Source organism: Mycobacteriales bacterium (assembly GCA_035995165.1).
Classification (GTDB): domain Bacteria; phylum Actinomycetota; class Actinomycetes; order Mycobacteriales; family CADCTP01; genus CADCTP01.
Window position 1 is genome coordinate 44,036 of record DASYKU010000008.1, and the last position, 26,952, is coordinate 70,987.

General features: G+C 72.3%; 22 protein-coding genes. 12 read left to right on the top strand and 10 right to left on the bottom strand.

Annotated elements, in window-relative coordinates; genetic code table 11:
- The first annotated feature begins 2 nt into the window (after window positions 1-2).
- The 3 genes from dtd to sigB all read left to right on the top strand — a co-directional run bounded on the left by dtd (window position 3) and on the right by sigB (window position 2,480).
- On the top strand, window positions 3-425 hold the full coding sequence (dtd, locus tag VGP36_01695; GenBank protein HEV7653437.1) for a D-aminoacyl-tRNA deacylase: 423 nt from the start codon (window positions 3-5) through the stop codon (window positions 423-425).
- Between the two features lie 40 nt (window positions 426-465).
- Window positions 466-1,257 carry a MerR family transcriptional regulator gene (locus VGP36_01700; GenBank protein HEV7653438.1) on the top strand — a complete coding sequence of 264 codons (792 nt, stop codon included), beginning with the start codon at window positions 466-468 and terminating at the stop codon, window positions 1,255-1,257.
- Between the two features lie 197 nt (window positions 1,258-1,454).
- Complete coding sequence (gene sigB, locus VGP36_01705) at window positions 1,455-2,480, top strand: RNA polymerase sigma factor SigB (protein ID HEV7653439.1); 1,026 nt, start codon at window positions 1,455-1,457, stop codon at window positions 2,478-2,480.
- A gap of 58 nt (window positions 2,481-2,538) precedes the next feature.
- On the opposite strand, the gene VGP36_01710 is transcribed toward sigB, so the two are convergent.
- On the bottom strand, window positions 2,539-5,205 hold the full coding sequence (locus VGP36_01710) for a GNAT family N-acetyltransferase (protein ID HEV7653440.1): 2,667 nt from the start codon (window positions 5,203-5,205) through the stop codon (window positions 2,539-2,541).
- A gap of 44 nt (window positions 5,206-5,249) precedes the next feature.
- Window positions 5,250-6,443, bottom strand: a complete 1,194-nt coding sequence (locus VGP36_01715) for an acetoin utilization protein AcuC (GenBank protein ID HEV7653441.1) — start codon at window positions 6,441-6,443, stop codon at window positions 5,250-5,252.
- A gap of 223 nt (window positions 6,444-6,666) precedes the next feature.
- Between VGP36_01715 and VGP36_01720 the strand changes: the two genes are divergently transcribed.
- A complete protein-coding gene (locus VGP36_01720) occupies window positions 6,667-7,269 on the top strand; it encodes a hypothetical protein (GenBank protein ID HEV7653442.1) in 603 nt (200 codons plus the stop codon).
- Window positions 7,270-7,353: 84 nt separating this feature from the next.
- Here the strand turns inward: VGP36_01720 and VGP36_01725 are convergent, their stop codons facing one another.
- Window positions 7,354-8,217: a sulfurtransferase gene (locus VGP36_01725; protein ID HEV7653443.1), complete on the bottom strand. Its 864-nt coding sequence runs from the start codon at window positions 8,215-8,217 to the stop codon at window positions 7,354-7,356.
- 86 nt (window positions 8,218-8,303) lie between these two features.
- Between VGP36_01725 and VGP36_01730 the strand changes: the two genes are divergently transcribed.
- The 3 genes from VGP36_01730 to VGP36_01740 all read left to right on the top strand — a co-directional run bounded on the left by VGP36_01730 (window position 8,304) and on the right by VGP36_01740 (window position 12,993).
- Window positions 8,304-8,999, top strand: coding sequence for a metal-dependent transcriptional regulator (locus tag VGP36_01730; GenBank protein ID HEV7653444.1), 696 nt, complete (start codon window positions 8,304-8,306; stop codon window positions 8,997-8,999).
- 448 nt (window positions 9,000-9,447) lie between these two features.
- On the top strand, window positions 9,448-11,418 hold the full coding sequence (locus VGP36_01735) for a S9 family peptidase (GenBank protein ID HEV7653445.1): 1,971 nt from the start codon (window positions 9,448-9,450) through the stop codon (window positions 11,416-11,418).
- Window positions 11,419-11,517: 99 nt separating this feature from the next.
- Window positions 11,518-12,993 carry a glutamate synthase subunit beta gene (locus tag VGP36_01740; protein HEV7653446.1) on the top strand — a complete coding sequence of 492 codons (1,476 nt, stop codon included), beginning with the start codon at window positions 11,518-11,520 and terminating at the stop codon, window positions 12,991-12,993.
- A gap of 83 nt (window positions 12,994-13,076) precedes the next feature.
- On the opposite strand, the gene VGP36_01745 is transcribed toward VGP36_01740, so the two are convergent.
- The 4 genes from VGP36_01745 to VGP36_01760 form a co-directional block, all read right to left on the bottom strand.
- Window positions 13,077-13,565: a DUF4192 family protein gene (locus tag VGP36_01745; GenBank protein ID HEV7653447.1), complete on the bottom strand. Its 489-nt coding sequence runs from the start codon at window positions 13,563-13,565 to the stop codon at window positions 13,077-13,079.
- Between the two features lie 239 nt (window positions 13,566-13,804).
- Window positions 13,805-14,770: a hypothetical protein gene (locus VGP36_01750; protein HEV7653448.1), complete on the bottom strand. Its 966-nt coding sequence runs from the start codon at window positions 14,768-14,770 to the stop codon at window positions 13,805-13,807.
- Between the two features lie 197 nt (window positions 14,771-14,967).
- Window positions 14,968-16,641: a bifunctional 3'-5' exonuclease/DNA polymerase gene (locus tag VGP36_01755; protein ID HEV7653449.1), complete on the bottom strand. Its 1,674-nt coding sequence runs from the start codon at window positions 16,639-16,641 to the stop codon at window positions 14,968-14,970.
- A gap of 89 nt (window positions 16,642-16,730) precedes the next feature.
- Window positions 16,731-16,964 (bottom strand): hypothetical protein, encoded by a 234-nt coding sequence (locus VGP36_01760; protein HEV7653450.1) that lies wholly within the window; start codon window positions 16,962-16,964, stop codon window positions 16,731-16,733.
- Window positions 16,965-17,325: 361 nt separating this feature from the next.
- Here VGP36_01760 and VGP36_01765 point away from each other — a divergent pair, with 361 nt between their 5' ends.
- The 4 genes from VGP36_01765 (at window position 17,326) to VGP36_01780 (ending at window position 22,748) form a co-directional block, all read left to right on the top strand.
- Window positions 17,326-19,341 (top strand): glycoside hydrolase family 15 protein, encoded by a 2,016-nt coding sequence (locus VGP36_01765; GenBank protein HEV7653451.1) that lies wholly within the window; start codon window positions 17,326-17,328, stop codon window positions 19,339-19,341.
- A 770-nt stretch (window positions 19,342-20,111) separates the two neighbouring features.
- Window positions 20,112-21,053: a phosphatase domain-containing protein gene (locus tag VGP36_01770; protein HEV7653452.1), complete on the top strand. Its 942-nt coding sequence runs from the start codon at window positions 20,112-20,114 to the stop codon at window positions 21,051-21,053.
- 199 nt (window positions 21,054-21,252) lie between these two features.
- Entirely contained in the window at window positions 21,253-21,828 is a 576-nt protein-coding gene (locus VGP36_01775; protein ID HEV7653453.1) for a sigma-70 family RNA polymerase sigma factor, read from the top strand.
- Window positions 21,825-22,748, top strand: a complete 924-nt coding sequence (locus VGP36_01780; protein ID HEV7653454.1) for an anti-sigma factor — start codon at window positions 21,825-21,827, stop codon at window positions 22,746-22,748. The genes VGP36_01775 and VGP36_01780 overlap by 4 nt, the downstream gene beginning before the upstream one ends.
- Before the next feature lie 159 nt (window positions 22,749-22,907).
- Here VGP36_01780 and VGP36_01785 read toward each other — a convergent pair whose 3' ends face one another.
- On the bottom strand, window positions 22,908-23,261 hold the full coding sequence (locus VGP36_01785) for an MmcQ/YjbR family DNA-binding protein (GenBank protein ID HEV7653455.1): 354 nt from the start codon (window positions 23,259-23,261) through the stop codon (window positions 22,908-22,910).
- A 9-nt stretch (window positions 23,262-23,270) separates the two neighbouring features.
- The gene (locus VGP36_01790; GenBank protein HEV7653456.1) at window positions 23,271-24,533 is read right to left on the bottom strand and encodes an MFS transporter; all 1,263 of its coding nucleotides are present in this window, start codon (window positions 24,531-24,533) and stop codon (window positions 23,271-23,273) included.
- Window positions 24,534-24,714: 181 nt separating this feature from the next.
- Between VGP36_01790 and VGP36_01795 the strand changes: the two genes are divergently transcribed.
- On the top strand, window positions 24,715-25,515 hold the full coding sequence (locus VGP36_01795) for an SGNH/GDSL hydrolase family protein (GenBank protein ID HEV7653457.1): 801 nt from the start codon (window positions 24,715-24,717) through the stop codon (window positions 25,513-25,515).
- A 27-nt stretch (window positions 25,516-25,542) separates the two neighbouring features.
- Here the strand turns inward: VGP36_01795 and VGP36_01800 are convergent, their stop codons facing one another.
- Entirely contained in the window at window positions 25,543-26,520 is a 978-nt protein-coding gene (locus VGP36_01800) for a hypothetical protein (GenBank protein HEV7653458.1), read from the bottom strand.
- Window positions 26,521-26,952: the final 432 nt, after the last annotated feature.

Genomic DNA, 26,952 nt, shown 5'->3' on the forward strand with positions numbered 1-26,952 from the left:
GCGTGCGAGCGGTCGTGTCCCGGGTGCTGTCGGCGAGCGTGACCGTGGACGACACGGTGGTCAGCTCGATCGGGCCAGGACTGCTGGTCCTGCTGGGCGTGACCCATGCCGACACCGTGTCCACGGCCGAGACGATGGCTCGCAAGGTGCACGAGCTGCGGATCCTGCGCGACGAGCAGTCGGCGGCCTCGCTCGGTGCGCCGCTGCTCGTGGTCAGCCAGTTCACGCTCTACGGCGACACCCGCAAGGGCCGGCGCCCGAGCTGGGTCGCGGCCGCGCCCGGACCGGCCGCGGCACCGCTCGTGGACGCCGTGGTGGCGGCGCTGCGGGACCGCGGGGCCACCGTCGAGACCGGCGTGTTCGGCGCGTCCATGCAGGTCGCGTCGATCAACGACGGCCCGTTCACGATCATGTTCGAGCTCTGAGTTGGCACCTTCCCCTACGGGAGGACCTAGCGTCCCCGGCGTGGAGCTGGTGCCGATCGGGAGCTTCGCCCGGCAGAGCGGGCTGACCGTGAAGGCGCTGCGCCACTACGACACTCTCGGCCTGCTGACGCCGGCCCGGGTCGACCCCGTCACGAGACACCGTTGGTACTCGCCCGACCAGCTCGAGCGCGCCCGCCGGATCCGCCGGTTGCGTGCGCTCGCGCTGCCGCTGCCCGACGTCCGCGCGGTCCTGGCCGCGCCGGACGGGGGTCGTTCGCGGCTGCAGGCGTACCGGCGGGACGTCGAGGCGCGGCTGGTCCGGGATCAGCGCATCCTGCACGGCCTCGTACACCTGATCGAGGGAGACGAGATGACCACCACCACCGAGACCGCGGCGCCGTCCGAGCGGCAGCAGGCCGCCGACCTGTTCAACCTGGTCTGGACGCTGCTGGAGACGACCGGGCGGACCGTCGAGGACGACGACCGGATGCTGCACGCCGCGCACGCCTCCCGCTACCACTGGGGCCAGGTCGGTGGCGCGGAGCGGATCGCGATCGGCGAGTGGCAGTGCGCCCGGGTCTACTCGGTGCTGGACCGGGCCGAACCGGCGCTGCACCACGCCCGGCGCTGCCTGGAGATCGCGACCGCCGGCGGCGTTCCGGACTGGATGCTGGCCTCCGCGCACGAGGGGCTGGCCCGCGCGTACCTGGTCGCCGGGGACCGCGCGGCGGCGCTGGCCTCGCGGGATGCGGCCCGGGCCGTGCTGGAGACGGTCGAGGACGCCGAGGACAAGCAGATCGTGCTGGACGACCTGCGATCGCTCGCCTTGTGATCTAGCGCACAGAAGGGGCCGTCACTTCTGTGAGATGGCTGAGGACGGGCGTCAGCGAACCCAGGACGGGAACACCGCGTACTACGAGACGTTGAACTAGCCGTAGCACCGCACCCGACCCGGGAGTCTGTTCCGTGACGCTTCCTCGCACCGATTCTGCCACGCCGCGCCGCCGGGCGTCGGTGGAGCCGCGCATCATGTCGCGGCCTCACCGGACGCAGCGTGCGGTGGTGCGGCCGGACGCGGCCGGTTCCGACCCGTCCGTCCCTGTTGATGAGGTTCTCCCCGACCTGGACGAGCAGTCCGCGGCGTTGTCCGCCGACCTGGTCCGCGTCTATCTGAATGAGATCGGCAAGGTTGCCCTGCTCAACGCGGAGCAGGAGGTGGAGCTGTCCAAGCGGATCGAGGCCGGGCTGTACGCGGACCATCTGCTGGCCGACCCCGCCAAGAAGCTCACCGCGGCCAAGCGGCGTGACCTGCAGGCGCTGGCGACCGACGGCCGCAAGGCCAAGGAGCACCTGCTGCAGGCCAACCTGCGGCTCGTCGTCTCGCTGGCCAAGCGCTACACCGGCCACGGGCTGCCGTTCCTGGACCTGATCCAGGAGGGCAACCTCGGCCTGGTGCGCGCCGTGGAGAAGTTCGACTACACCAAGGGCTTCAAGTTCTCGACGTACGCGACCTGGTGGATCCGGCAGGCGATCACCCGCGCCATGGCCGACCAGGGCCGGACCATCCGGCTGCCCGTCCACCTCGTCGAGCAGGTCAACAAGCTCGAGCGCACCCGCCGCCAGATGCACCAGCAGCTGGGCCGGGACGCGACCGAGGAGGAGCTGGGCCTGGAGCTGGACATCACCCCGCACCGGGTGACCGAGCTCCTGCAGTACGGCCGGGATCTGGTCAGCTTGGACCAGACCGTCGGTGACGACGAGGACGCCCATCTCGGCGACTTCATCGAGGACTCCGACGCCGCGGACGCGCAGGACGCGGTGGAGTTCGGCTTCATGCGCGAGCAGCTCGACGCGGTGCTGGACACCCTGGAGAGCCGCGAGCGTCAGGTCCTGCGGATGCGGTACGGCCTGGACGACGGCCGGCCGCGGACGCTGGACGAGATCGGTAAGGCGTTCGGGTTGTCGCGGGAGCGGATCCGCCAGATCGAGCGGGACACGATGGCGAAGCTGCGCCACCCGTCCCGGTCGAACGCCCTGCGCGACTACGTCGAGTAGACCGACCCGCATTGCCAAGGCCCCGGTCCATTGTGGACCGGGGCCTTTGCTCGTCGTGCTAGCCCTGGAGGCGGCGGGGGCCCGGGTCAACGCGAGCGGTGGGCGGCCCGACGGTGACGGTCGCCGTCAGGACGGCGAGCCCGTGCCGGGCGACCAGGACCGGGTTCAGCTCCAGCGCGAGAACCTCCGGCAGGTCCTCGGCCAGCATCGACACCCGCAGCAGCAGGTCGGTGAGCGCCTCGGTGTCGACCGGCTCGGAGCCGCGGTAGCCGGACAGCAACGGCGCCGCCCGCGGTGCCCGGACCAGCTCGGCGGCATCGAGGTCGGACAGCGGCACCGGCGCGAACGCACGGTCGCCGAGCAGCTCGGTGGCCAGGCCACCGACGCCGAAGGACACCAGCGCACCGAACGTGGGGTCGTCAAGGACCTCGACCACGGTCGTCACGCCCGGCGCCGCCATCCGCTGCACCACGACCGGGGCGTCGCCCTCGGTGAGATCGGCCAGCGCGGTGACCGCGGACCGGACGGCGTCCGCGTCGTCCAGGTCGAGCCGGACCGCGCCGAGGTCCTGCCGGTGCCGCAGCGACGGGTCGGTCGCCTTGACCGCGATCGGATAGCCCAGCTCCGCGGCCGCGGCGGCCGCCTCGTCCGGGCCGCGCACGATCCGCCGGTCCACCGGCGGCAGGCCGTACGCGGCCAGCAACGTGCCAGCCTCCGCCGGGGTGAGCTCACGGCCGGTCGGCACCTCCGCGAGCACCCGCTCGACCAGCTCCCGGCCGGCCTTCTCGTCGATGCCGTCGAGATCGGGCATCGATCCGGCCGGGCGCCGGCGCCAGGCCGCGTACCGGGACGCGGCGGCGAGGGCCCGGACCGCCCGCTCCGGCGTCGGGTACGACGGCACGGAACCGGGCAGCGCCTCGCCACCGGGCCCGTGCCGCCGCAGCGGGCCCGGCACGCCCTCGGTGCCGAGGAACGTGGTCAGCACCGGCACGCGGGAGGACACCGCGATCTCCGCCAGCGCCCGGGCGTACTCGTCGCCGGGGGTGGCGAGCGCCGGCGCGAACACGGCGACGACCGCGTCGGCCCGGTCGAGGCCCTCGCGTACGCCGGCCGAGAACGCCGGGACGTCCGCGTCCGGACCGACGTCGACGGTGGCGACGGCGTCCAGGCCGGCGGCGAGGCAGGCATCGGCGACGAGCACGCCGAGCGCCGAGGAGTTCGTCACGGTCGCGACCCGGGACCCCGGGGGCAGCGGCTGGTACGCCAGCAGCTGGGCGACGTCGAAGAGCTCGGTCAGGGTGTCCACCCGGATGACGCCGGCGTTCTCGAACAGCGCCTGCACGCGTTCCTCCGGCACCGGCACCGCCCGGGCGGCCAGCGCCGGGGTGGCGGCCGCGTACCGGCCGGTCTTCACCGCGACCACCGGCTTGGTCCGCGCCACCCGCCGGGCCAGCCGGGCGAACTTGCGCGGGTTGCCGAAGCTCTCCAGGTAGAGCAGCACGACGTCGGTGGCCGGGTCCCGCTCCCAGTACTGCAGCAGGTCGTTGCCGCTGACGTCGGCCCGGTTGCCGGCGCTGACGAAGGTCGACAGGCCGAGGCCCCAGCGCTTGGCGGCGGCCAGGATCGCGACCCCGAGCGCGCCGGACTGGCAGAAGAAGCCGACCCGGCCCCGGCCCGGCGCCTGCGGTGCGATCGTCGCGTTCAGCCGTACGGCCGGGTCGGCGTTGACGACGCCGAGGCAGTTCGGCCCGACGACCCGCATGCCCTGGGTCCGGGCGGTCGCGACCAGCGCCCGCTCCAGCTCCCGCCCGGCCTCGTCCCGCTCCCCGAACCCGCCGGAGACCACGACGACCCCGCGCACGCCCTTGTGCCCGCACTGCTCGACCACCTCGGCGACACCGGCGGCCGGCACCGCGACCACGGCCAGGTCCACCTGGTCCGGCACGTCCAGCACGCTCGGGTACGCCCGGACCCCACCGATGTGCCGCGCCTCCGGGTGGACGGGATAGACCGGCCCGGCGAACCCGTACGCCATGAGGTTGGCGAACACGACGTGCCCGATCTTCTTCGGGTCCGTGCTGGCGCCGATCACCGCGACCGACCCGGGGCTGAGCATCCGCTCGATCGAACGGGCCTCGGCCCGGCGCTCCCGCTCGGCCGCGACCGCCCGCGACTGCTCGGTCGGCGCGATCGGGAAGGTCAGCTCGACCACGCCGGACTCGTACCGGTACTGGGCCGAGTAGCCGGCGTCGGTGAACACTCGCACCATCCGGGAGTTCTCGGCCAGGACCTCGGCCACGAACCGCTGGATCCCCCGCTCCCTCGCCGCCGCGGCCAGGTGCTCCAGCAGGACCGAGCCGATGCCGCGGCCCTGCTGCGCGTCCGCGACCACGAACGCGACCTCGGCGTCGGCGCGCTCGCCGAGCCGGTCGTACCGGCCGACGCCGATGAGCTCGTCGCCCAGCACCGCGACCAGCGCGACCCGGTCGCGGTGGTCGACGTGGGTGAAGCGGTTCAGGTCCCGCTCCGGGATACGCGGGTACGGCCCGAAGTAGCGCAGGTAGCGGGTGCGCTCGGACAGCTTGCCGTGGAACGCGACCAACGCGTCGGCGTCCTCCGGCCGGATCGGGCGCAGGTGCACGACCCCGCCGTCGGACACGACGACGTCGGCCTCCCAGCCGGCCGGGTACTGCGCGTCCTGAACCGCCTGCTCGGTCGCCGTCATGCCGTCCTCCCCCGTTGCCGGTTCTCTTCCCGATGCGCCGCCGGTCAGTCCCGTGGATCGTCGGGGTCGAGACCGTGCAGCGGGAACACGGCCCGCCGCGTCGCGATGATCGCCCGCGCCAGCGGGCTGTCCTCACCCGGTTCCCAGCGCCGCCAGGCGATGGCCTGCGGCGCCGGCCGTAGCTCGGTCATCGCCCGCGGCGGCGGCGTTCGCAGGCCGCGCCGGCCGACCTCGTCCAGCCAGGCTTCGGGGATCTCGCTGCCGGGCGCGATCCGCTCCCCGGTCGCCTCGGCCAGCAGGTGGGTCCAGGCCCGCGGCACGCAGCGCACCAGCCCGTACCCGCCACCGCCGAAGGCGATCCACCTGCCGTCGCAGAGCTCGTGGGCCAGGTCGTGCAGCAGCATGTACGAGCTGCGCTGTCCGTCGACGGTGAGCGAGAGCTCGGCCAGCGGGTCCTCGTGGTGCGTGTCGCAGCCGGACTGGGTGACCAGCACCTGCGGCCGGAATGCCCGCAGGAGCGCGGGGGCGACCGCGTCGAACGCCCGGTGCCAGCCCTCGTCGTCGGTGCCGGCCGGCAGCGCGACGTTGACGCTCGCGCCGGCCGCGTTGCCGCGGCCGACCTCGTCCGGGAACCCGGTGCCGGGGAACAGCGTCAACGGACTCTGATGAAGGCTGATCGTGAGCACCCGCGGATCGCCGTAGAACGCCGCCTGCACGCCGTCGCCGTGGTGCACGTCGACGTCCACGTACGCGACCCGATCGGCCCCCAGCTCCAGCAGCCGGGCGATCGCGATAGCCGGGTCGTTGAACACGCAGAACCCGGCGGCCCGCGCGCGCATGGCGTGGTGGAGACCACCGGCGATGTTGACCGCGTGCTGGCTCGCCCCCGACCAGACCTGCTCGGCGGCCAGCACGCTGCCGCCGGTGATGAGCGCCGACGCCTCGTACATGTGCGGGAAGACTGGATTGTCGGCCGAGCCGAACCCGTGCCCCACGCCCCAGGGATGCTCCGGCGCCGCCCGCACGACCTCCAGATATTCGGGGTCGTGCACGAGCGTGAGCAGGTCCTCCCCGGCGGGTCGGGGAGGCATGACCGTGACGTTGGGCCGGTCCAGGACGCCGAGCTGCCGGGCGAGCGAGACGGTGAGCGCCAGCCGGACCGGGTTGAGCGGGTGCTCCGGGCCCATGTCGTAGGCCAGGAACTCGTCGTCCCAGACGACGGTGACCGAGTCACTCACGCCCCGACGCTATCGCCTCGCGGGATCAGTCCCCGGTTGATCACGCACAGCAAGTGACGTCCGGTTGTCGGAGTTGCCTGTATCGTCCGGGTTCACCCCGTAGGCTTACCGCCCACTGCGCACGGTGGTCGCGGCTCCAGAAACAATGACCACACCCCGCTGCGCCGACAGTCGCCGGGCAATCCGTCGTCTGACGACCCGCACCACGAGAGAGGATCGGTACATGACGGCCCGACGAATCCTGGCAGGGCTCGCCTTGCTGCTGGCCGCCTGCACCACCGCCGCCTGCGCCCAGACGATCACGGGCACCGGCGCGGTCGCCTCCGACGTCCAGGGCGGCGCGAGCGTCACGGCGTCCCCGAGCGACTCCCCGGAGCCGTCCGACTCCTCCTCCTCGTCGTCCGACCCGAGCACCTCGGCCAGCAGCTCGGACGACAACGGCGGCGACAGCGGCGGCGACGGCAGCCCCAGCGCGGTCTGCCAGGCGATGAGCCAGTCGGCCGTCGAGTCGGCGTTCGGCTCCAAGGTGTCCTTCGGGCGGTCCTCCAGCAGCGGGTGCCAGATCCAGGCCGACGACGGCCGCTCCATGATCATCGCCGTCTTCGACTACCTGAAGCTCACCGAGTACAAGAAGTCGGACACCACGGACCTCACCGTGGCCGGCCACCCCGCGGTGAAGACGTCGACCACGATCATCTACGTCGCCCGCAGCAAGGATCCGGCCGGCGCCGGCCTCGTCGCCGCCTACTTCGCCGGCCTCCGCGACGGCGGCGACGCCATCGCCACCAAGGTCCTCGAGCTGGTCGTCCCCAAGTTCCAGAAGTAGCCGGCCCGACCCTCGCCATCCGGTCGGGCGGGACCGAGCCCGGGCCGACCGAGCCTCACGCTCCGCCGAGAGGCCGGTCCCGGCTCAGGCTGCGCCGTCCGGGCCGGTCTCGACCGGCCGTGCGCGGTCAGCGACCCACTCACTCCACGAGCCGGGATAGAGAGCAGCCGGCACTCCGGCGATCTCCAGCGCCAGCACTTCCTGCGACGCCGTGACCCCGGAGCCGCAGTAGGCACCGACGGCCTTCCCCGGCCGCACCCCGAGCGCGGCGAACCGCTCCCGCAACTCCTCCGGAGCCAAGAACCGCCCGTCGGCCTCCACGTTGCCGCTCGTCGGCGCGCTGCGTGCGTCCGGAATGTGCCCGGCCACCGGATCGACCGGCTCGACCTCGCCGCGGTACCGGGCCTCGGCCCGAGCATCGAGCAGCACCCCACCTGCACCTGGCAGCGCCCCCGCCGCGTCGGCATCCAGCACCGGCATGTCGCCCGGCCGCACCACGACGTCCCCCGGCGCGGGCTCCGGTACCTCGGTGGTCAGCGGCTGCCCCGCTGCCAGCCACGCGCCGATCCCACCGTCGAGGACGCGGACGTCCGTCAGCCCGGCCCACCGCAACAGCCACCAGGCCCGGGCGGCGCTGCTCCCGTCGGCGTCGTCGTAGACCACGACCGTACTGTCCGCCCGGATCCCCCACCGTCGCAGCGTCGTCTCGAACACGTCCGGGTCCGGGAGCGGGTGCCGCCCGCGGCGGCCATCCCCGACGGCGTCGGCCAGGTCTCGATCCAGGTCCACCGCCACCGCGCTGGGAAGATGGCCCGGTGCATACAACTCGGCCGGCGTCGGCCCGGCGAGCCGCCATCGGACGTCGAGCACGACCAGACTGGGAGCGGTGACATTCTGTATCAGCTCGGCAAGCTCATCGACGTCGATCAGCGGACTGCGGGGGCTCATCGGAGCATCCTTACCGACGCCCGCGTACGGACCGCACAGACGAGCGCCAGGAGTCGTACCATTTTCGGTGACGAGTCGGAGGACAGTTGAGCCACCACAGCGACCTGATCGACACCACCGAGATGTACCTCCGCACGGTGTACGAGCTGGAGGAGGAGGGCGTCACACCGCTGCGCGCCCGCATTGCCGAGCGCCTGCGGCAGAGCGGCCCCACCGTGAGCCAGACCGTTGCCCGGATGGAGCGTGACGGGCTCCTCACCGTCGAGGGCGATCGCCACCTCGAGCTCACCCCGGAGGGCCGCAAGCAGGCGACCTCCGTGATGCGCAAACACCGCCTTGCGGAGTGCCTGCTGATCGACGTCATCGGCATGGAGTGGGAAGAGGTCCACATCGAGGCGTGCCGCTGGGAGCACGTCATGTCGGATTCGGTCGAACGCCGCATCGCGGCCCTGCTCGGCGGCCCGACCGCATGCCCTCACGGCAATCCGATTCCCGGCCTGGACGAGCTCGGCACGCTCCCGGCCGTTGAGATCGGGATCGGGGCGCTCATCACCCTCGAGCAGGCGCTCGCCCGCGGCTCGGAGAAGGCGATCGTCCGCCGCATCAGCGAGCAGATCCAGCCGGACGCAGAGATCATGCGCGACCTGCGCTCGGCCGGCGTGCAGCCCGGCCAGACGGTGCAGCTCGCCGCGGAGCGGGACGGCATGCAGCTGACCACCGACCACGGTTCGACGACCGTCGACGACACGACCGCTCGGCACGTCTTCGTCTCGGTCGTCTGACACCAGGCCCATTCAAAGCACGACAGCGCAGAGCGTCGCGCCGCGTTCCCGCGGCCCGGCGCCCTGTGTCGTTGAGGGACACCGGCGCTGCCGACCGGTGCAGGAATTGCCCGCCGATACCGCCACCGGCCGGAATCGTTGTCGGCATGTGACGCAAAGGCACGCATCCGTCCGGCCGTGATCCCGGGAGACAGGAATAGCGTGTCCGCGTCGCCGCGTCCCGCGGTGTCGCATACGTTGACTAAGTACGTCGTACGGATGACACGTAGGGTCTGGTGGCTAGAGTCCGGGACATCGTGTCGTGCCAGAAGGAGCAGCGCTCATGAGCGAGCAAGCCGCATCCCCATCTAGCGCATCGACACAGCCTGGCGACACGAACGTTCGGCCGACGGAAGCAGTACCGGACACGCCGTTCGAGTCGCTCGATGACTACCTCGGGCTACGCCGGCTGAGCGGGTTGGCCCTGTCCCCGGACGGCATCCGGCTGGTGACCACCGTGGCCGAGCGGAGCCCGGACGGGAAGCGGTTCTCCACCTCCCTGTGGGAGGTGGATCCGGGCGGCCAACGCCCGCCGTGCCGCCTGACACGCTCGGCGCCCGGTGAGGCGCACCCGGCCTTCCTGCCGGACGGCAGGCTTCTTTTCTCTTCGCGCCGTCCGGATGCGGCGGGCAAGCCGGACGAGGACACCGAGGACCGCGCGACGCTCTGGCTGCTTCCGGAAGCTGGCGAAGCCCGTCAGGTCGCACGGCGCGGAGGAGACATCGGCGACGTGATCGTCGCCCGTGACTCCGGCGACGTCGTCTTCACGGCATCGGCGCTGCCCGGAGCGACGACGGTCGAGGAAGACGAGGAGCGACGCCAGGCGCGCAAGGACGCCGGGGTGACGGCGATCCTGCATGAGGGTCATCCCGTCCGGTACTGGGACCACGACCTCGGACCGGCCGAGTCGCACGTGCTGTTCTCCGCTGCGCCCACCGTCGGCGACGGCCGGTTGACCGAGACCCAGGACCTGATCCCGGATCCGGAGGCCAGGGTCGGGGACAGCCTCGCCATCTCCCCCGACGGCCGCACGGTGGCCGTCGGCTGGCGCATCGACGAGCCGCGCACCGCCCATCGGGGCGCGTTCACGCTCATCGACACGACGACGGGAGAGCGGCGCCTGCTCGACCTCGACGGGCAGTGGCTGTCCGATCCGGCTTTCTCCCCGGACGGCCGGAGCATCGTCTTCTTGCAGGAGACCCTCGGCAACTGGGAGTCGTGCCCGAGTCGCACGTTCCGGCTCGTCGACCTGGGCACCGGCGACGGCCGAGACCTGCTCCCCAGTGATGTCGGGTATTGGCCGGCCTCCCCCGTCTTCTCGCCCGACGGGACCTTCCTGTTCTTCCTCGCCGACGAGGCCGGACACGCCCCGGTCTTCCGGTTGGAGCTCTCGACCGGTGACGTCGTGCGCCTGACCGCGGCCGGCGCGTACACCGATCTCGTGGTCAGCCCCGATGGCCAGGCGCTCTACGCGCTCCGGTCGACGGTGGACTCTCCGGCCGCCCCGGTCCGGATCGACCCTGCCCGGACCGACCAGCAGCCGGTCGCTCTGCTCGGGCCGCAGGCCGACATCCCGGTTCCCGGGACGTTCACCGAGGTCACCGCGACGGCCGAAGACGGCAGCCCGCTTCGCGCCTGGCTCGCGCTGCCCCTCGGGGCGTCGGCCGACGCCCCGGTCCCCTTGCTGCTCTGGATCCACGGCGGGCCGGTGAGCAGCTGGAACGCCTGGTCGTGGCGTTGGAACCCATGGTTGATGACCGCTCGCGGCTACGCGGTGCTGCTGCCGGACCCGGCGCTGTCGACCGGCTACGGCGTTTCCTTCCTGCAGCGAGGCTGGGGTGCGTGGGGCGCCCGGCCGTTCACCGACCTCATGACGCTGACCGATGTCACCATCGAGCGGCCCGACATCGACCGGTCCCGGACCGCGGCGATGGGCGGTTCGTTCGGCGGCTACATGGCGAACTGGATCGCCACCCAGACCGACCGCTTCCGCGCGATCGTCACCCACGCCAGCCTGTGGCACCTGGACGCGTTCGCCGGCACCACCGACGAGCCCTCGTTCTGGCACCGTGAGTTCGGCGACCCGCTGGAGAAGCAGGAGCGGTACCTGGAGAACTCCCCGCATCTGCGGGCCGAAGGCATCCGCACGCCGATGCTGGTGATCCACGGCGACAAGGACTATCGGGTCCCGATCGGTGAGGCGCTGCGGCTCTGGAACGACCTCGGGCGGTTCTCCGTACCCGCGAAGTTCCTGTACTTCCCGGACGAGAACCACTGGATCATGACCCCCGGGCACGTCAAGGTCTGGTACGAGACCATCCAGGCGTTCCTCGCCGAGCGTGTCCTGGACCAGCCCTGGCAGCGTCCCGACCTGCTCTGATCGGGGCGCGTTCCACACCGGTAACATCGGGTTGATCTCGCGAGCCGGCGTCGTCTCGCTGCTGTCTGTGAGCCGACAACCGACCTCGAGAGGTGCAACGTGGTCGCCAACCCCTGGGGTTTCCTGCGTCTGGCCCGGGCCGAGGCGCCGAAGCGACCCGTCGCGGAACGACTGCTGGACTGGGAGCCGGTCTACGGTCGGCCCGCCGCCGCGGACGTCCAGGTGCAGGCCAGCCGCTGCATGGACTGCGGTGTCGCCTTCTGTCACGCCGGCTGCCCGCTCGGCAACCTGATCCCGGAGTGGAACGAACTGGTCGCCGACGCCGACTGGCACAGCGCGAGCGAGCGACTCCACGCCACGAACAACTTTCCTGAGTTCACCGGCTGGTTGTGCCCGGCCCCGTGTGAGGCGTCGTGCGTGCTCTCGATCAACGCCGACCCGGTTGCGATCAAGCAGGTGGAGCTCGCGATCGTCGACCGCGCCTGGGACGAGGGCTGGGTCGAGTCGCGTGGCCCCGCCGAGCGGACCGGCAAACGGGTCGCAGTTATCGGGTCCGGGCCCGCCGGGCTGGCCTGCGCCCAGCAACTGACCCGCGCCGGCCACGACGTGACCGTCTACGAGCGGTCCGACCGCCTCGGCGGTCTGCTCCGCTACGGCATCCCGGACTTCAAGATGCCCAAGGACCTCATCGACAAGCGGCTGGCCCAGCTGAGCGCCGAAGGCACCGAGCTCCGGGCCGGCGTCGACATCGGCGGCGAAGGCGGGCTGGACCCGGTCGAGCTCCGGGCCGGTGTGGACGCCGTCGTGCTCGCCACCGGCGCGCTGCAGCCGCGTGAGCTCGATGTCGCCGGGCGGGACCTGGACGGCGTCCATCAGGCGATGGACTACCTGCCGCTGGCGAACCGGGTCCGCACCGGTGAGCTCGGGGCGCCGCCCATCGATGCGGCCGGCAAGCACGTCGTGATCATCGGCGGCGGCGACACCGCCGCCGACTGCCTCGGCACCGCCAACCGTCAGGGTGCGGTCAGCGTCACCCAGCTCGACCACAACCCGCGGCCGCCGGAGGCCCGGGACATCACAGCGAACCCGTGGCCGCAGTGGCCCAAGATCCACCGGACGTCGCCCGCACACGAGGAGGGCGTCGTCGAGTCGTGGGCGCGGGAGGCCGTCGAGGTCGTCGGCGACGAGGCCGGCCACATCCGGGCCGTGGTGGTCGAAGAAGTCCAGATCGTGCGCGTGGACGGACGCCGGGTCTTCCGTGCGGTCCCGGAGAGCCGGACCGAGATCCCCTGCGACCTGCTGCTGATCGCCGCCGGCTTCGTCGGCACCGAGCGCGGGTCCCTGCTGGATCGCCTCGACGTCGAGGTCGATCCCGAGCGTGGCTCGATGCGGGTGCGCGGAACCTGGGAGACCTCCGCTCCGGGTGTCTTCGCCTGCGGAGACGCAACCCGAGGAGCCAGCCTGGTCGTCTGGGCGATCGCCGAGGGGCGGGCGTGCGCCGCGGCTGTCGACACCGCGCTGAGCGGCGCCACCGAGCTTCCGGCGCCGGTACGGCCGGGCGCCCGCCCGCTCTGACCGCGCACAGATCGACCTGCCGAGTTCTCTGAGCCAGGCCGCCAGCGGTCGGGTGAGCCGGCTCAGCAGGCACGTCCAGGGGTTCATGGCCCGCTCTGACGGCTCGCGTACCGGTCGGAGAGCGAGGGCAGCAGGGATGGGTCGGTGTCACTCTGGACCAGCTGCTGGAGCATCGACGCGGCGGTGTGCCGAGGCTCCTCGATAAGGGTGTCGTCGACTGCGGCGCGGGCGAGCTCTGCGTCCCGGAGCCGGAACGCGGTCCACGCGAGCAGGAACAGCGGCTCGGCCCGGTACGGCGGCAGTGACCGCCGGGCCAGGTAGAGCCAGAACCCGATCCAGGCCGGGTCACGATTCGCCTCGACCTGCACCCAGCACCGGTCCCGCGTCGGCTCGTCGGTCAATGCCAGCACCAACGCCGCCGTATCCGTGCGGGAAAGGCGATCTCGGCGGGCGAAGGTCTCCCGCGCCGCCAGGAACCGCACCTCGGTCAGCCGTCGCCACGGCACGATGCCGCCGTCCTCGGCGATGCGTGCTGCGAACGTCATCTCGGCCCGCTCGAGCGCCCGCCGCAACCGCACACGCCGGCCGACCGGTACCGCCAGGCTCAGTCGGGAAGGATCACCGGCGGCCGGACACCGGTTGGCCGCGAACGTGCGCGATGTCTCCATGCAGCGACAGTTGCGTGAGACCGGTGCTGCAACCAGGTCGAGACCGTGATCTGTGGACGGCCGCGACAGCTGTGGACAACCGTTCGATCGGTCCGCGTCGACCCGACCAGGATCGAGACTTCTCGGGTCGGCCGGGACTGCGGTCACCATGGAGTCGGCACCATCCACCGCACCGCAAGATGCTCGGCGGGAACGAGCGTCGGCAGCACCCAGCACCGCAGCTCGGACCCGATCGGCACATACGACGAGGCGTTGCTCTCCCAGCCGACTACGCTGCAGTCACCGGCGTCGTCGAGGACGACTCCCTCCCAGAGCGATGTCTCCATGACGATCACCCGCTTCCGCTTCGCCTCGGCCCACTGCTCCAGCAGCTGCCGTTCGCCGGGCGGCAGCACCGCCCTCCGCACGCTGACGTAGTCGGCGATCGCCGTACGCCACGGTTCGACCACGGCGCGCTCCTGCGTCGGCGGCGAGCTCACCGACCCCGGCGCGCCACCGGACCAGGGCTGGCGAGACCACCGGGACAGACGCTCCCGCAGCCAACGCGCGTGCATGACGCCCGCGAGCCGGGCCCGCTCGCACTGGCGACGCTGCGAACAGCCCAGAACGCACCTCAAGGCGCCCCACTGGCGGTCCGGGTCGGCCAGGCCGAATCGCTCCACCTGAGTCCAGGCCAGAGATGGCTGACCGGCGTCCTCGGCGAGGTCGGCGAGCAGCTCGATGGCGGACCGGCGGAACTCGCCCGGCCGTACGACCTCGCGAAGCACGTCCATGGCCTCGTCCGCGACGCCACGACGAGCGAGGGCGATGCCGAGCAGGACTGCCGGGCCGACATCCTTCGGCGGCAGTGCCGACCGCAGCAGCAGTCGCCACAGCGGCTCGCCTTCGGCCGCGGCGACCCACCAGACGTGTTGACACAGCTCGTCGTCCTGGAGGTGATCGAGCAGGGTCCGCACGGTGCGGTCGCCGATGACGCCGGCCTCGGCGAACTCGCGGGCCGACTCGGACAGGAACAACAACCGCTCAGCCAGCTCCGGAGCGATGTCCAGATCCGAGGCGGCGGAACGCACGAAACGGGCGCGTTGCTCGGGGCTTCGTGGTGCGGTCATGGCGGCACGGTGCCTCGATCACCGAGGGTTCCGGTATCCGCGATCCGCGATCTGTGGACGGTCGAGTCCCCTGTGGACAGCCATTTGCCGGACCCGCTTCGCTGCCGTACGACTGTCGCATGTCCATCTTCCGGCCGCTGCTGCGGCGGCTCACCGCACGACGGACCAATGCCGGTCCACAGTGGACGGTGCGATGGCTATTTCGCGTCGGCGTAGCACCCGACGACCTTGCCTTCGAACGGGAATCTGACCGGCGTCGACCCGAATATCAGGCGAGTCGCTTCTTCCGCCGCCTCCACCACCGCCTGCGTGGCCTCCGCGGCAACTTCCGCCGGGCAGTGAAGCACCACCTCGTCATGCAGGAAGAAGACGATCTCAGCACCGGGCGCGGCACTCTCCAGCAGCCGACGCCGCAACGCAGCGAGCATCACGGCCGTCCAGTCGGCCGCGCTGGCCTGCACGACGAAGTTGCGGGTGAAGCGCCCGCGGTCACGCGCGGTCTGTCGGGCTCGGCTCTGTTCGACGACGCCGGCACCCGGCAGCGACGCGCGCTCCTGCGCGTCTCGCCAACCCGCGGAGGGAAGGGGCGACGTGCGACCCAGTCGCGAGCGGACCAGGCGCCCGATCTCGCCGTCGCGGGCCGCAGCTTCGACGTAGGCAACGGCGGTGGGGAATCGGCGGCGGAGCACCCCGAGGACCGGCGCGGCGTCCCCGCTCGTCGCGCCGTAGAGCGTGCCGAGCATCGCGACCTTCGCCCGGGAACGATCGCCGTCGAAGGAGTCGGCGGCAAGCGCCGCATACAGGTCGGTGGCCGTCGCGGCCTGAGCCATCCGCTCGTCGCCGGCGAGCGCCGCGAGGATGCGCGGTTCCAGTTGGGCCGCGTCAGCGACGACGAGGACGTGGCCGGAGTCGGCGTTCACGGCGCGGCGGAGGGCATGCGGGATCTGGAGTGCGCCACCACCCCGGCTGGCCCACCGCCCGGAGACAACACCGCCCACTATCCAATCCGGCCGGAAGCGGCCGTCCCGGACCCAGGTGTCCAACCAGGACCACCCGTTGGCGGCGTGCAGTCGTGCCAGCTCCTTGTACTCGAGCAGCGGTGCGACAGCCGGATGATCCAGGTGCTTGAGCACCCCGGACCTGGCGGAACTGATCGGCATCCCGGCGTGGGTGAATGCTTGGACGACGTCGGCGGGCGAGTCGGGATTCACCCGCCGGCCGTCGAAGGCCCGGGTGATGCGGTCGGCGAGTTCGGTCAGGCGCCGCGGCGGGAGTCCCGCCGGCGGCCTCGGACCGAGAAGCTCGGTCAGCACGCCGTCGTGGACGTCGGCGTGCCACGGCACACCCGACCGAGTCATCTCCACGGCGACGAGAGCGCACGCGGACTCGGCCGCGACCAGCAACCGCATCCGCTCCGGAGCGGGCAGCGCGGACATCCGCCGCAGCTGGTCGGCGTGCACGGCCACGGCGGCGTCGATGGCGCTGGCTCCTCCCGGCAGCCCGGCCGCCGCAGCCGCGAAGAGGGACTGCTGGGCCTGCCGACTGGGCGGAGCCGGATCGTCCGGGACCGGCAGACCCGCGACTCGTGCCCAGGACGCGGCGAGCGCGCGGGATTCCCCCCAATGACCGTCGAACGCGAGCAACAGACCCTCGGTCAGCGCGAGGTCGGTCGAGCGGGCGATGACCGCGCCGCCGTGGAGCAGCGCGGGATAGAGCAGCTCGCCGGACGGAAGGACCCATCGCACGCTCTCGGTCCGCTCCCGAGTGGCGATGGCCGAGGCGAGGTCGTCGACCCGTTCGGCGTCTCCGGCGGGCTGCCCGGTCTCGTCGACGAGCCGCAACCAGCCGGCTCCGCCGTCCTCTTCGGGCACCACGACGCACCGCACGAGCCCATCATTCGCCGCGGTACCGACAGTTCCGCGTCGGCCCGCGAAGAGGCTCCGGCGGCACGGCCGGGATGTCAGCCGACGGCGCCGTCCGGACCGTGCGCCTCCCCCGCCCGCCGTCCGTACACGCCGGTCAGCAATGTCTCGACAGCTGTGAGCTCCTGGCGCAGCCAGCGGACCAGCGCGATCCGGTCGCTCAGCTCGTGCGCCCGGACCTCGCTGCGGAGGTCGGTGAGGGTCGTCAGGACCTGGTGGACCGCTGCAGCGAGTTCGCTGTCGACATCCCGTTCGCCGTTGCCCGTTGCCATGACCACATCATTCATTCGCGCTGTCGATCTCGTTCGGTTCAGCGAAGATCGCTTTACGTGGTCGGTCGTGACTCAGAGCCAAAATCCGGCGGCTCACCGAGGCCGTTGGGGCACCACGGTGCGTTTGCGCGCAGTAGCCGTTCGTCCGATGATCGGTGTGGGCGTCCTGCTCTGGGCTCGGCGCGGTCGTGCCGTGGCACGGGAGGGCATGAGCGGAGTGGTCGTCCCTCGGACGACCGTGAGTAAATCGGATCGACTCGATGTCGGAACCCGCGGCGCCGGCACGTCGAGAAGAAAGGCGGTCGGGGTCCGGACAGCGCGTCAACTCGCCGGGTTCCACCTCGGTGTTCACTCAGAATGCATGAGGGCGGGGGTAGCCGTGGATCATTCACCGGTGACCAACAGCCCGCCTTCTGACGACCTGGCGGCCAAGGTCGAGACGGCCGCACCGGGTCTCGAGGACTTCCCGGCGGCGACGCCGGCAGCTCCGTCCGTGTCTTCGCCGTTTCCGCCCATCGGCGACTACGGGTTTCTCTCCGACTGCGAGACCACCGCGTTGGTGGCGCCCAACGGCGGAGTCGAGTGGATGTGCGCGCCGCGGATGGACTCGCCGAGCATCTTCGGCGCGCTGCTCGACCGCGGTGCGGGCTACTTCCGCATGGGGGCGGCCGAGGCCGAGGTCCCGCACGACCGGCGCTACCTGCCGGGAACGCTCGTACTGGAGACGAGCTGGAACGTCGGCGAGGGCTGGCTGATCATCCGCGACGCGCTGATCATGGGCCCGTGGCGGGACAGGGATCCGGAACAGTCGAAATATGACCGGCCGCCGACGGACTACGCCGCTGCCCAGATGCTGGTACGCACCGTGCGGTGCGTGAACGGCGAAGTGCAGTTGCTGATGGAGTGCGAGCCGGCGTTCGGGTACGGACTGCGGCGGGCGAGCTGGCAGCACACCGACGCCGGCTACCACCAGGCGGTGGCGACGGCCGAGGACGACGGCGACCTGCCGCTCACGCTGACCACCGACCTCCGGCTGGGATTCGAGGGGCCGCGCGCGGTGGCGCGAACGCTGCTCAAGGAGGGCGAGACCCGGTTCTGCGTGCTGTCGTGGGGTGCCTCCAAGCCGCCGAAGACGTACAAGGCGGCGTACAAGCGGCTGAACTGGACCGCGCACCACTGGCAGCACTGGCTGGCGGGCGGACGGATCCCGGATCATCCGTGGAAGTCCCACCTGGCCCGCAGCGCGCTGACACTCAAGGGCCTCAGCTATGCCCCGACCGGAGCGATCGCCGCCGCCGCGACGACCTCCCTGCCGGAGACGCCGGGCGGTGAGCGCAACTACGACTACCGGTACAGCTGGATCCGGGACTCGACGTTCGCGCTGTGGGGGCTCTACACGCTGGGCTTCGATTGGGAGGCCACGGACTTCTACCACTTCATCACCGACGTGGCCGAGCGCGACGGTGACCTGCAGATCGTCTACGGCATCGACGGCCGGCGGGACCTGCCCGAGAAGCAGCTGCCGCACCTGCAGGGGTACGAGGGTGCCCGACCGGTGCGGATCGGCAACGAGGCGTACAGGCAACGGCAGAACGACGTCTGGGGCGCGGTGCTCGACTCGGTCTACCTCCACACGCGCTCCCGCGACCGGCTAGACGACCGGGTCTGGCCGATGCTGCGCCGGCAGGTGGAGAACGCGATCCGGCACTGGCAGGAGCCTGACAGCGGTATCTGGGAGATCCGGGGCGAGCCGCAGCACTTCACCTCCTCGAAGGTCATGTGCTGGGTCGCGGTCGACCGGGGCACTCGGCTCGCCCGGTTGCGTGAGGATTGGGATCTGGCCCGGCGGTGGCAGGCGACCGCTGACGAGATCCGCGCTGATGTGCTGGCCAACGCGGTGGACGAGCGAGGGGTGATCACCCAGCACTACGACACCGACGCCCTCGACGCGTCGATGCTGCTGGTGCCGCTGCTGCGGTTCCTGCCGCCGGACGATCCGCGGGTGCACGCGACCGTGCTCGCGATCGCGGACGAGCTGACCGACCAGGGCCTGGTGCTGCGGTACCGCACCAAGGAGATCGACGACGGCTTCAGTGGCGAGGAGGGCACGTTCACGATCTGCTCGTTCTGGCTGGTCTCGGCGCTGGCCGAGATAGGCGAGCACGATCGCGCGCGGACGCTGTGCGAGAAGCTGCTCGGGTACGCGAGCCCGTTGCTCCTCTACGCCGAGGAGCTGGATCCGCGCACCGGGCGTCATCTCGGCAACTTCCCGCAGGCGTTCACGCACCTCGCGCTCATCAACGCCGTGATGCACGTGATCCGGCTGGACGAGAGCGTCGCGATGGAGGCCGAGGGAAACCGGCGGCCGGGGGCCTGAGGAAGGCTCGGCGCGGCGACGTGGGGTGGCGTGGGCCCCCGGTAGTTTCAGCGGATGATCGTGCACCGGGACCGGACCGGCGACGCGGGCACCGTCGAGCCGGCGCGCGGCTGAGCGTGGACCGGCGCCGGCTGAGTTCCGCCTCGCTGCGGGTCGTCCTTGCGGTCGAGGATGTGCTGCACGCGGGCGTGGTCGCGCTGGCGGGGCTGCTCGGTCGGCGGGACGTCACCGTGTTGCCGTTCATCGGGTCGGGTACGCCGCAGCGGGTGCACGCGCGGGGCCGGGTCGTACTCGGCCCGACGGTGCCGTCCGCCGCGGCCGAACTGGTCCGTACTGCGATCGCCGTGGACGCGGTTGACGCCGGCAACGACGTCCTGCCCGCGGTCGGTCCGGCGCGTGCCGGGGATGAGCCGCGAGCGGCGGGCACGGTGAGCGCGGCCGGCTACGCCAACCCGGCGAAGCCGGCGAGTGCAGGCAACCCGGCGAAGCCGGCGAGCGCAGGCAACGACGCGGCCGCTGCTCGCCCCTCGGCGGGAGCCGGGACCAGCGATACCGGTTCGGCCGGGCCCACGGGCGGAGGTCATGACACGGGTTCCGCCAGCGCTTCGGCCCCGGCGGAGCCGGCACGCGTAGGTCGTGACGCGGGTGCCGGCGGCGCCTCGGGCTCGGCGGAGCCCGCGCGCGTCGGCCATGACGAGGGTGCCGGTGGGGCCTCGGCGCGGGTGGAGGCCGATGGCGTTGTTGAGGCCGACGGCGGCAGACGTCGGGCGGTGGGGCGACGGCTGGTCGAGGTCCGGGGTGGGGTGGTACGGGGGCGGCGGGCGTGGGGGACGCTGCGGGCATCGCTCGCGCCGTTCCTGACGATCGAGCTGCCGCGGTGCGTGGTCTGGGTTGGGGGGCCGGGCGGGACGGTGCGCGGGCGGTGCGACCGGCAGGGGTACCTGGACGTGCCGGTCGACGTCGGCGGGCTGGCGCCGGGCTGGCACGAGCTGAGCGTGACCGCGGCCTGGCGCGGGGCCGAGGCGGCGGTGCCGGTGCCCGTGTACGTCGTCGATCCCGGGTCCCGGGTCGCGGTGATCAGCGACCTCGACGACACGGTGATCGAGACCGGCATCACCCGCGGGCTGGAGATGCTGCGGCTGACGTTGCTGACCAGCGTCAGCGACCGGACCCCGCTCACCGGCGCCGCCGAGCTGTACCGGGCGCTCACGGCTGCGCGCGGCGGACCGGCGCGGCCGGTGTTCTACCTCTCGACCAGCCCCTGGAACCTGTACGAGCTGCTCACCCGGTTCCTCGTCCTACGCGGGTTCCCGGCCGGTCCGCTCCTGCTCACCGACTGGGGCCCGAGCCGGACGAACCTGTTCCGGCTCAGTCCGGAGCAGCACAAGCTGACGATGATCCGGGCACTGTTGGAGCAACATCCCGGGCTCGGCGTCGTGCTGATCGGCGACACCGGGGAGCAGGATCCGGAGATCTACGCGACGGTGGCGCAGGAGTCACCGGACCGAGTGCGCGCCGTCTACGTTCGGCGCACGGCCGGGATGCCGGCGGCCCGGGCGATCGAGGTCAGCGGGCTGATCCGCCGGGTCGCCGCGGCGGGGGTCCCGATGCTCATGGTCGAGGACAGCGTGCAGATCGCCGAACACGCGGCGGGCCTCGGACTGCTCGATCCGGCTGATGTCCAGGCGGTGCGACGAGCGACACAGCTCTGAGCGGCTCGCCGACCGGACACCATGGGTCGCTCCGGGACGGACTGATCGTTCGCGGCATGCCCGACCGGCTCGACCATCGGAGGCGACGGAACCGTTCCAGGGCCGTGCACGAATGCGGTGCGTGAGGATGGTGGCCGATACATCGCCGCGACCGTCCCGTTCCGACGAGGATGCCTGGTGCGCAGCACTCGTCGAACGGGTGGCCGTCGGCGAGGCTCGCGCGCTCGAGGAGCTCTACGACCGCTACTCGCGGCCGGCGTACTCGCTCGCCCGCCGGGTGACAGGAGACCCCACCTTTGCCGAAGAGGTGGTGCAGGAGGTGTTCCTCGCGGTGTGGCGGCAGCCGAAGCGGTTCGAGGCCGGACGGGGCGGGTTCGCCAGTTGGCTGCTCGCCGCCGTTCATCACAAGGCCGTCGACGCCGTCCGCCGGGAAGAGGCGGTACGGCGCCGGGCGCTCGCGCTGCATGCGGTCGAAGGCCTGGACGCGTCCGATCCGCCGGCCAACCGGCCTGAGGAGGCGGTCGAGGAGCGGCTGCGCGGCGAACGGGTCCGCAACGCGCTGCGCGAGCTCCCCGAGACGCAGCGGGAGGCGATGACGCTGGCCTACTACGGCGGCTACACCCAGCGCGAGATCGCGTCGCTCACCAGCACGCCGATCGGCACCGTCAAGACCCGGATGCACCGGGCGATGCACAACCTGCGCGCAGCCCTGGACGACCTGTCCGACATCACCGGGCTCGCGGTCACCGACGACACCAAGGGAGGCTTGCGGTGAGTGCGCCAGCCCTGCCGAGGAGTCACGACGAGTACGAGGCGCTGGCGGTCGCGTGGGCGATCGACGCGCTGGAGCCGGCCGACCAGGAGATCTTCGAAGCCCACCGGCCCGGGTGCGAGGTCTGCGCGCGGACCGTGGTGACGACCCTCGAGGTCGCGGCGGAGCTCGCATACGGGGTGCCGGACATCGCTCCCCCGCCGCAGTTGCGCAGCCGGCTGCTGGCTGCGGCCACTGCACAGCCGCCGCGGCCGACGGTCTCGCCCGAGAGCGCGCCGTCGAGCGGAGGGTTCGGTCCGCGGAGCAGCCGCCCGGACACCCTGCCGACGGGCCGCAACGCCGACCCGGACCGGTCGGGCGGGCCCTCGGGGCCGGTCGATGAGGGTGCTCGGTCAGCTGGGACACGGCGGCCGGGTCAGGAACGTCCGCGCGGCAGGTCCGGACGCGGCGAGCATCGCAGTGTCAAGGCGGTCTCGCGGCGGCGCCGGTTGGCGACGGTGCTCGCGGCGGCCGCGCTGATCGGCGGATCGGCGGCGACGACGTGGGAGATCACCCGGCCGGCGCCGGTGAGCGCGCCCGCGGCGGCGGCCGAGCGGGTGGCGGCGCTGACCGCGCCGGACGGGCAGCCCACCCTCGCGACGATCGTGGCCAAGCCGGGGAACGCGGCGGTGGTGACCGACGGGCTCACGCCCAACACCGGCCGCGGGACCTCGTACTACGTCTGGGGGGTGCCGGCCGGGGACGGCGGCATGCCGCAGGTCGTGGGCACGTTCGTGGTCACCTCGAAGGGGCTGCACTCGTACCCGATCCAGCTGACCCGGTCGCCGGAGGACTACCCGGTGCTCGCGGTGAGCGAGGAGACCGCGGGATCGTCGCCGACCACGCCGAGCAGCGTGCTCGCCCGCGGACCGCTCGGCCGCTGAGCCGACGGCTCCCGCGGAGCGCTCGGCCCTCGAGCCGGGACGGCCTCCCGCGGAGCGCTCGGCCGCCGAGCCGGGACAGCCTCCCGCAGAGCGCTCGGCCGCCGAGCCGAGGTGGCCCCGGCCCCGCGGCGCGGGCCAGCCGCGGCGGAGGGCGGCGGGTCAGGGATCGAGTTGGGCCGTCAGGCGGCGGGGCGCGATCTGGCGGTAGGCGTCGGTGATCACGTCCGCGACCTCCTCCCAGTCGACCGGTACGTCGAGGTAGACGCCGAGCCAGCCCCGGCCGCCGACGTACGGCGGGACGAAGTAGTGCTCGGGATCGGCGCCGACCCGGGCCTGCTGGGCGCCGGGCGGCGCCGCACACCAGAACGCGACGCGGTCGTCGTGGTGCCGGTCGGCGAAGGACACGAACACCTTCCGGACGAACCAGGTCGGCTCACCGTGGCTGAGCTTCTCGGTCACCTCGGGCAGTGCGAGACACAGCGCCCGCGTGCGGTCGAGGCCTGGAGAAGACACACCGGGAGCCTAGCCACGCGCGGCGGCGAGGCGGCGGACCACGGCGCGGGGCAGCGCGTCCACGACGATCCCGTTCCGCCGGCGGACCTGCCGCCGCGTCACCAGCACCATGACCAGGCCCACGATCCAGAACGCGTACTGCGCGCACATCGCGACCCGGTAGGACCCGGAGACGTCGAGCAGCACCCCGACCGCGAGGATCAGCAGCAGGGAGGCGACGAACCCGCCCACGTTGACGATGCCGCTCGCGCTGCCGAGCCGGGCCGGCGGGTTCTCGGTGCGGGCGAAGTCGAAGCCCATGATCGAGCCGGGTCCGTTCGAGGCCAGCACCAGCACCAGCACGACGAGCACGCCGATCGGCACCGGCCCGGACCAGGCCAGCACGACCGTCCAGGCGACCGCGCTGGACAGCACGATGCCGAGCACCAGGGCCGAGCGCCGCATCGGCCAGCGCGCCGCCAGCGCTCCCAGCGCCGGCCCGATGATCAGGCCGGCGATCACCAGGACGGTCAGCAGCGCGCTCGCCGTCGTGGGTGAGAGCCCCTGCGACTCGACGAGGAACGGGTAACCCCAGAACAGCGCGAACGTATTGCCGGAGAACTGGGTGACGAAGTGGGTCCAGAGCCCGAGCCGGGTGCCGGGCTCCTGCCAGGACTCCCGCAGCGCCTGCCGGCGCCCGGTCGGCGCGACCATCGTCACCCCGGGCGGCGCGTTGCGCAGACCGGCGGCAACGAGCACCGCGGCGACGACGCCGATCCCGGCGGCGGTCGCGAACGTGGGCGTCCAGCCGTACGCGTGCAGCCCGGCGACCAGCGGGAAGGCGGCGGCGATCTGGCCGGCCTGCCCGATCAGCCCGGTCAGCTGGGTGATCAGCGGCGCCCGCCGGGCCGGGAACCAGGCCGGGATCAGTCGCAGCACGCTGATGAACGTCATCGCGTCCCCGGCGCCGACGAGCACGCGGGCGGCGATGCCGGTGTGCACGCTGCCGGCCCGAGCCATGAGCAGCTGGCCGGCGGCCATGAACAGGGCGCCCGCGACGATCATGCGGCGCGAGCCGATCCGGTCCAGCACCATGCCGACGGGCACCTGCATGATCGCGTACACGCCGAGCTGGACGACGCCGAAGAGGGAGAGCACGGCCGCGGTCGTGCCGAAGCGCTGCTGCGCGTCGAGGCCGGAGACCCCGAGCGACGCCCGGTGGAACACCGCCACCGTGTACGCGAAGACTCCCAGTCCCCACATCAACCAGGCCCGCCGCGCAACTGTCCCCACGGCGCCCGGCAACGCAGCGCGGTCCCGCCTCCATCCGAGACCTTCGCCACATACGCCCGTACGGAGTATTTCAACCGAGCAGTAGGCCTAGCTATGGTTCGGACACCTGACGAGATGACCGCCCCGGCGGAGAGCGGCACCCCGACCTCAGGCGCTACACCCGCGCCACCGGGAGGTCCCCGTGCGTCCGTTCGCCCGCACCCTCACCGCGCTCGCCCTCGGCATCGGGCTGGCCGCCGTCCCGGCCATGGCCGGCCCGGCCGGCGCGTTCGCCGCCCCGAGCACCGACTACGTCGCCCTCGGCGACTCGTACTCGGCCGGGACCGGCACCAACGACTACGACCTGAACGCCTCCTGCCAGCGCTCGTCGCTGTCGTACCCGGCGCTCTGGGCGGCCCAGCAGGGCACGGCCAGCTTCACGTTCGCGGCCTGCTCGGGCGCGACCACGAGCGACGTACGCGGTTCCCAGCTCGCCGGCCTCGACACCGGCACCGACCTGGTCACGATCACGATCGGCGGCAACGACGCCGGGTTCGTCGCCACCGTGCTGGCCTGCCGCCTCGGCACCGACTCGGCCTGCTTCACCGCCCTGGACGCGGCGGCGGCGTTCATCCGGACGGTGCTGCCGGGCCGGCTGGACGCGACCTACCGCGACATCAGGACCCGGGCTCCGAACGCACGCCTGGTCGTCCTGGGCTACCCGCACCTGTACGCGACGGGCAGCTGCTTCCTGGAGATCAGCAACGCCCGGCGGACCCGGATCAACGCGGTCGCCGACACGCTGGCCTCGGTCACGGCCCAGCGGGCGGCCGCAGCCGGTGGCACGTACCTGGACGCACGGGCGGCCTACGCCGGGCACGAGGTCTGCAGCGGCTCGGCCTGGCTGAACGGCACGACGCTGCCGATCACCGACTCGTACCACCCGAACCGGTCCGGCTATGCGCTGGCCTACCTGCCGCTGCTGCGCGGCACCGCGACCTGATCCCGATCGGTCCGCCGTGGGTGGGTGTCACAACCACCCGCGGCGGACCGCCTCCACTCCGGCCTGGAACCGGCTGGACGCCTCCAGGCGGATGAGGATGTCGGCCACGTGCCGCCGGTACGTCCGGTCGGAGATGCCCAGCTGCCGGGCCGCGGCCTCGTCCTTCACGCCGCTGCTCATGAGCATCAGCACGGAGCGGTCGAGCTCGGAGGCGGCCGGGGCGCCGGCCTTGAGGGCCTCGTCCATGTCCTGGGCGCCGGCCCAGAGCGACTCGAACAGCATCACCAGGTTCGCGGTGATGGCCGGCTCCCGCACGACGAGCGCGCCGGCGACCGGACGCCTCGGGTCGACCGGCAGGAAGGACACGGTGCGGTCGAAGATGACCAGCCGGTGCGGCAGCGTGTCGGCGATCCGGACGTCGGCGCCGTGATCGCGCATCATCCGCATGTAGTCGCGCATCGGCACGTCGGCCAACTGACGGCGGGTGTAGAGGGTCCGGAACCGGACTCCGCGCTTGAGCACGGCCAGGTCGTAGTCGGCGGCATCGGCCAGCAGCTCGGCCGCCAGCGGCTCCCCCGGCACGACGTTGAGCGCCTCCTGGTAGCAGCGCGCGAACAGCTCGTGCAGCACGTCGAGGACCTGGGCGTGGTCGTCGATCCGGCGGACCTCGCGCTCCGCGGACGGGTGGGTCTCGGTGCCGCGGACCAGCCGGGACAGCTCGGCCCGGGCCTCCAGCAGCTGGTGCTCGCGGCGGGTGATCTCGGCCTGCTCCAGCGACAGCAGCGCATCCAGCGCGACGTCGGGGTTGATCGGCACGTAGATCCGCCCGGGCGCACGCTCGGCCACCAGCGAGAGGGAGACCAACCGGTTCAGCGCCTGGCGCACGTCGGCGCCGGAGACCTCCAGGGTCACCGCGAGGGCGTCGAGATCGGCATCGGGGTTGGCGAGCATGGCTCGGTAGACGGACTCCGACAGACCGTCCACGCCGAGGATCTCCAACGCCACCGACTGCCGCTTTCCGCTCGAGGTACGCGACAGACCCTAACCGGCCGGGCGGATGCGGACAACGCGGCCCGAGCAGGGTCGCAGACGTGCCCCGGGGCGGAGGCAGTGACCGAGGTCCGGGCCGGCCGGGCGGGGACACGCCCGGCCGTGCCCGGCCACGGGCCGGTGGAGGGCCCGCAGGCCTTCACCGGCGACCCGGGCACCTCGCCTCCGCATCCCGACCGGGACGGGAGCAGTGGCGGGTGACACCCCGAGCCGAGATAACGGTCCGCCATGAGGCCCGGCCGAGGCAAGGGCAGCACGCCCGAGTGACCACTCTTTGCCGTCCGGCGGGGCCGGGAACCGGACGGACGGGCAGCAGGCGGTCGGGCCCGTGTCCGGTACCGGACATTCAGTGCCCGAAGTCGGCCCGTCCGGGCACCGCCCGGTGCC

Coding starts and splice junctions, on each gene's coding strand:
- sigB (HEV7653439.1), top strand. CDS start 1,455: ATGTCGCGGCCTCACCGGACGCAGCGTGCGGTGGTGCGGCCGGACGCG.
- VGP36_01710 (HEV7653440.1), bottom strand. CDS start 5,205: ATGACGGCGACCGAGCAGGCGGTTCAGGACGCGCAGTACCCGGCCGGC.
- VGP36_01720 (HEV7653442.1), top strand. CDS start 6,667: ATGACGGCCCGACGAATCCTGGCAGGGCTCGCCTTGCTGCTGGCCGCC.
- VGP36_01750 (HEV7653448.1), bottom strand. CDS start 14,770: ATGACCGCACCACGAAGCCCCGAGCAACGCGCCCGTTTCGTGCGTTCC.
- VGP36_01760 (HEV7653450.1), bottom strand. CDS start 16,964: ATGGCAACGGGCAACGGCGAACGGGATGTCGACAGCGAACTCGCTGCA.
- VGP36_01765 (HEV7653451.1), top strand. CDS start 17,326: ATGAGGGCGGGGGTAGCCGTGGATCATTCACCGGTGACCAACAGCCCG.
- VGP36_01725 (HEV7653443.1), bottom strand. CDS start 8,217: ATGAGCCCCCGCAGTCCGCTGATCGACGTCGATGAGCTTGCCGAGCTG.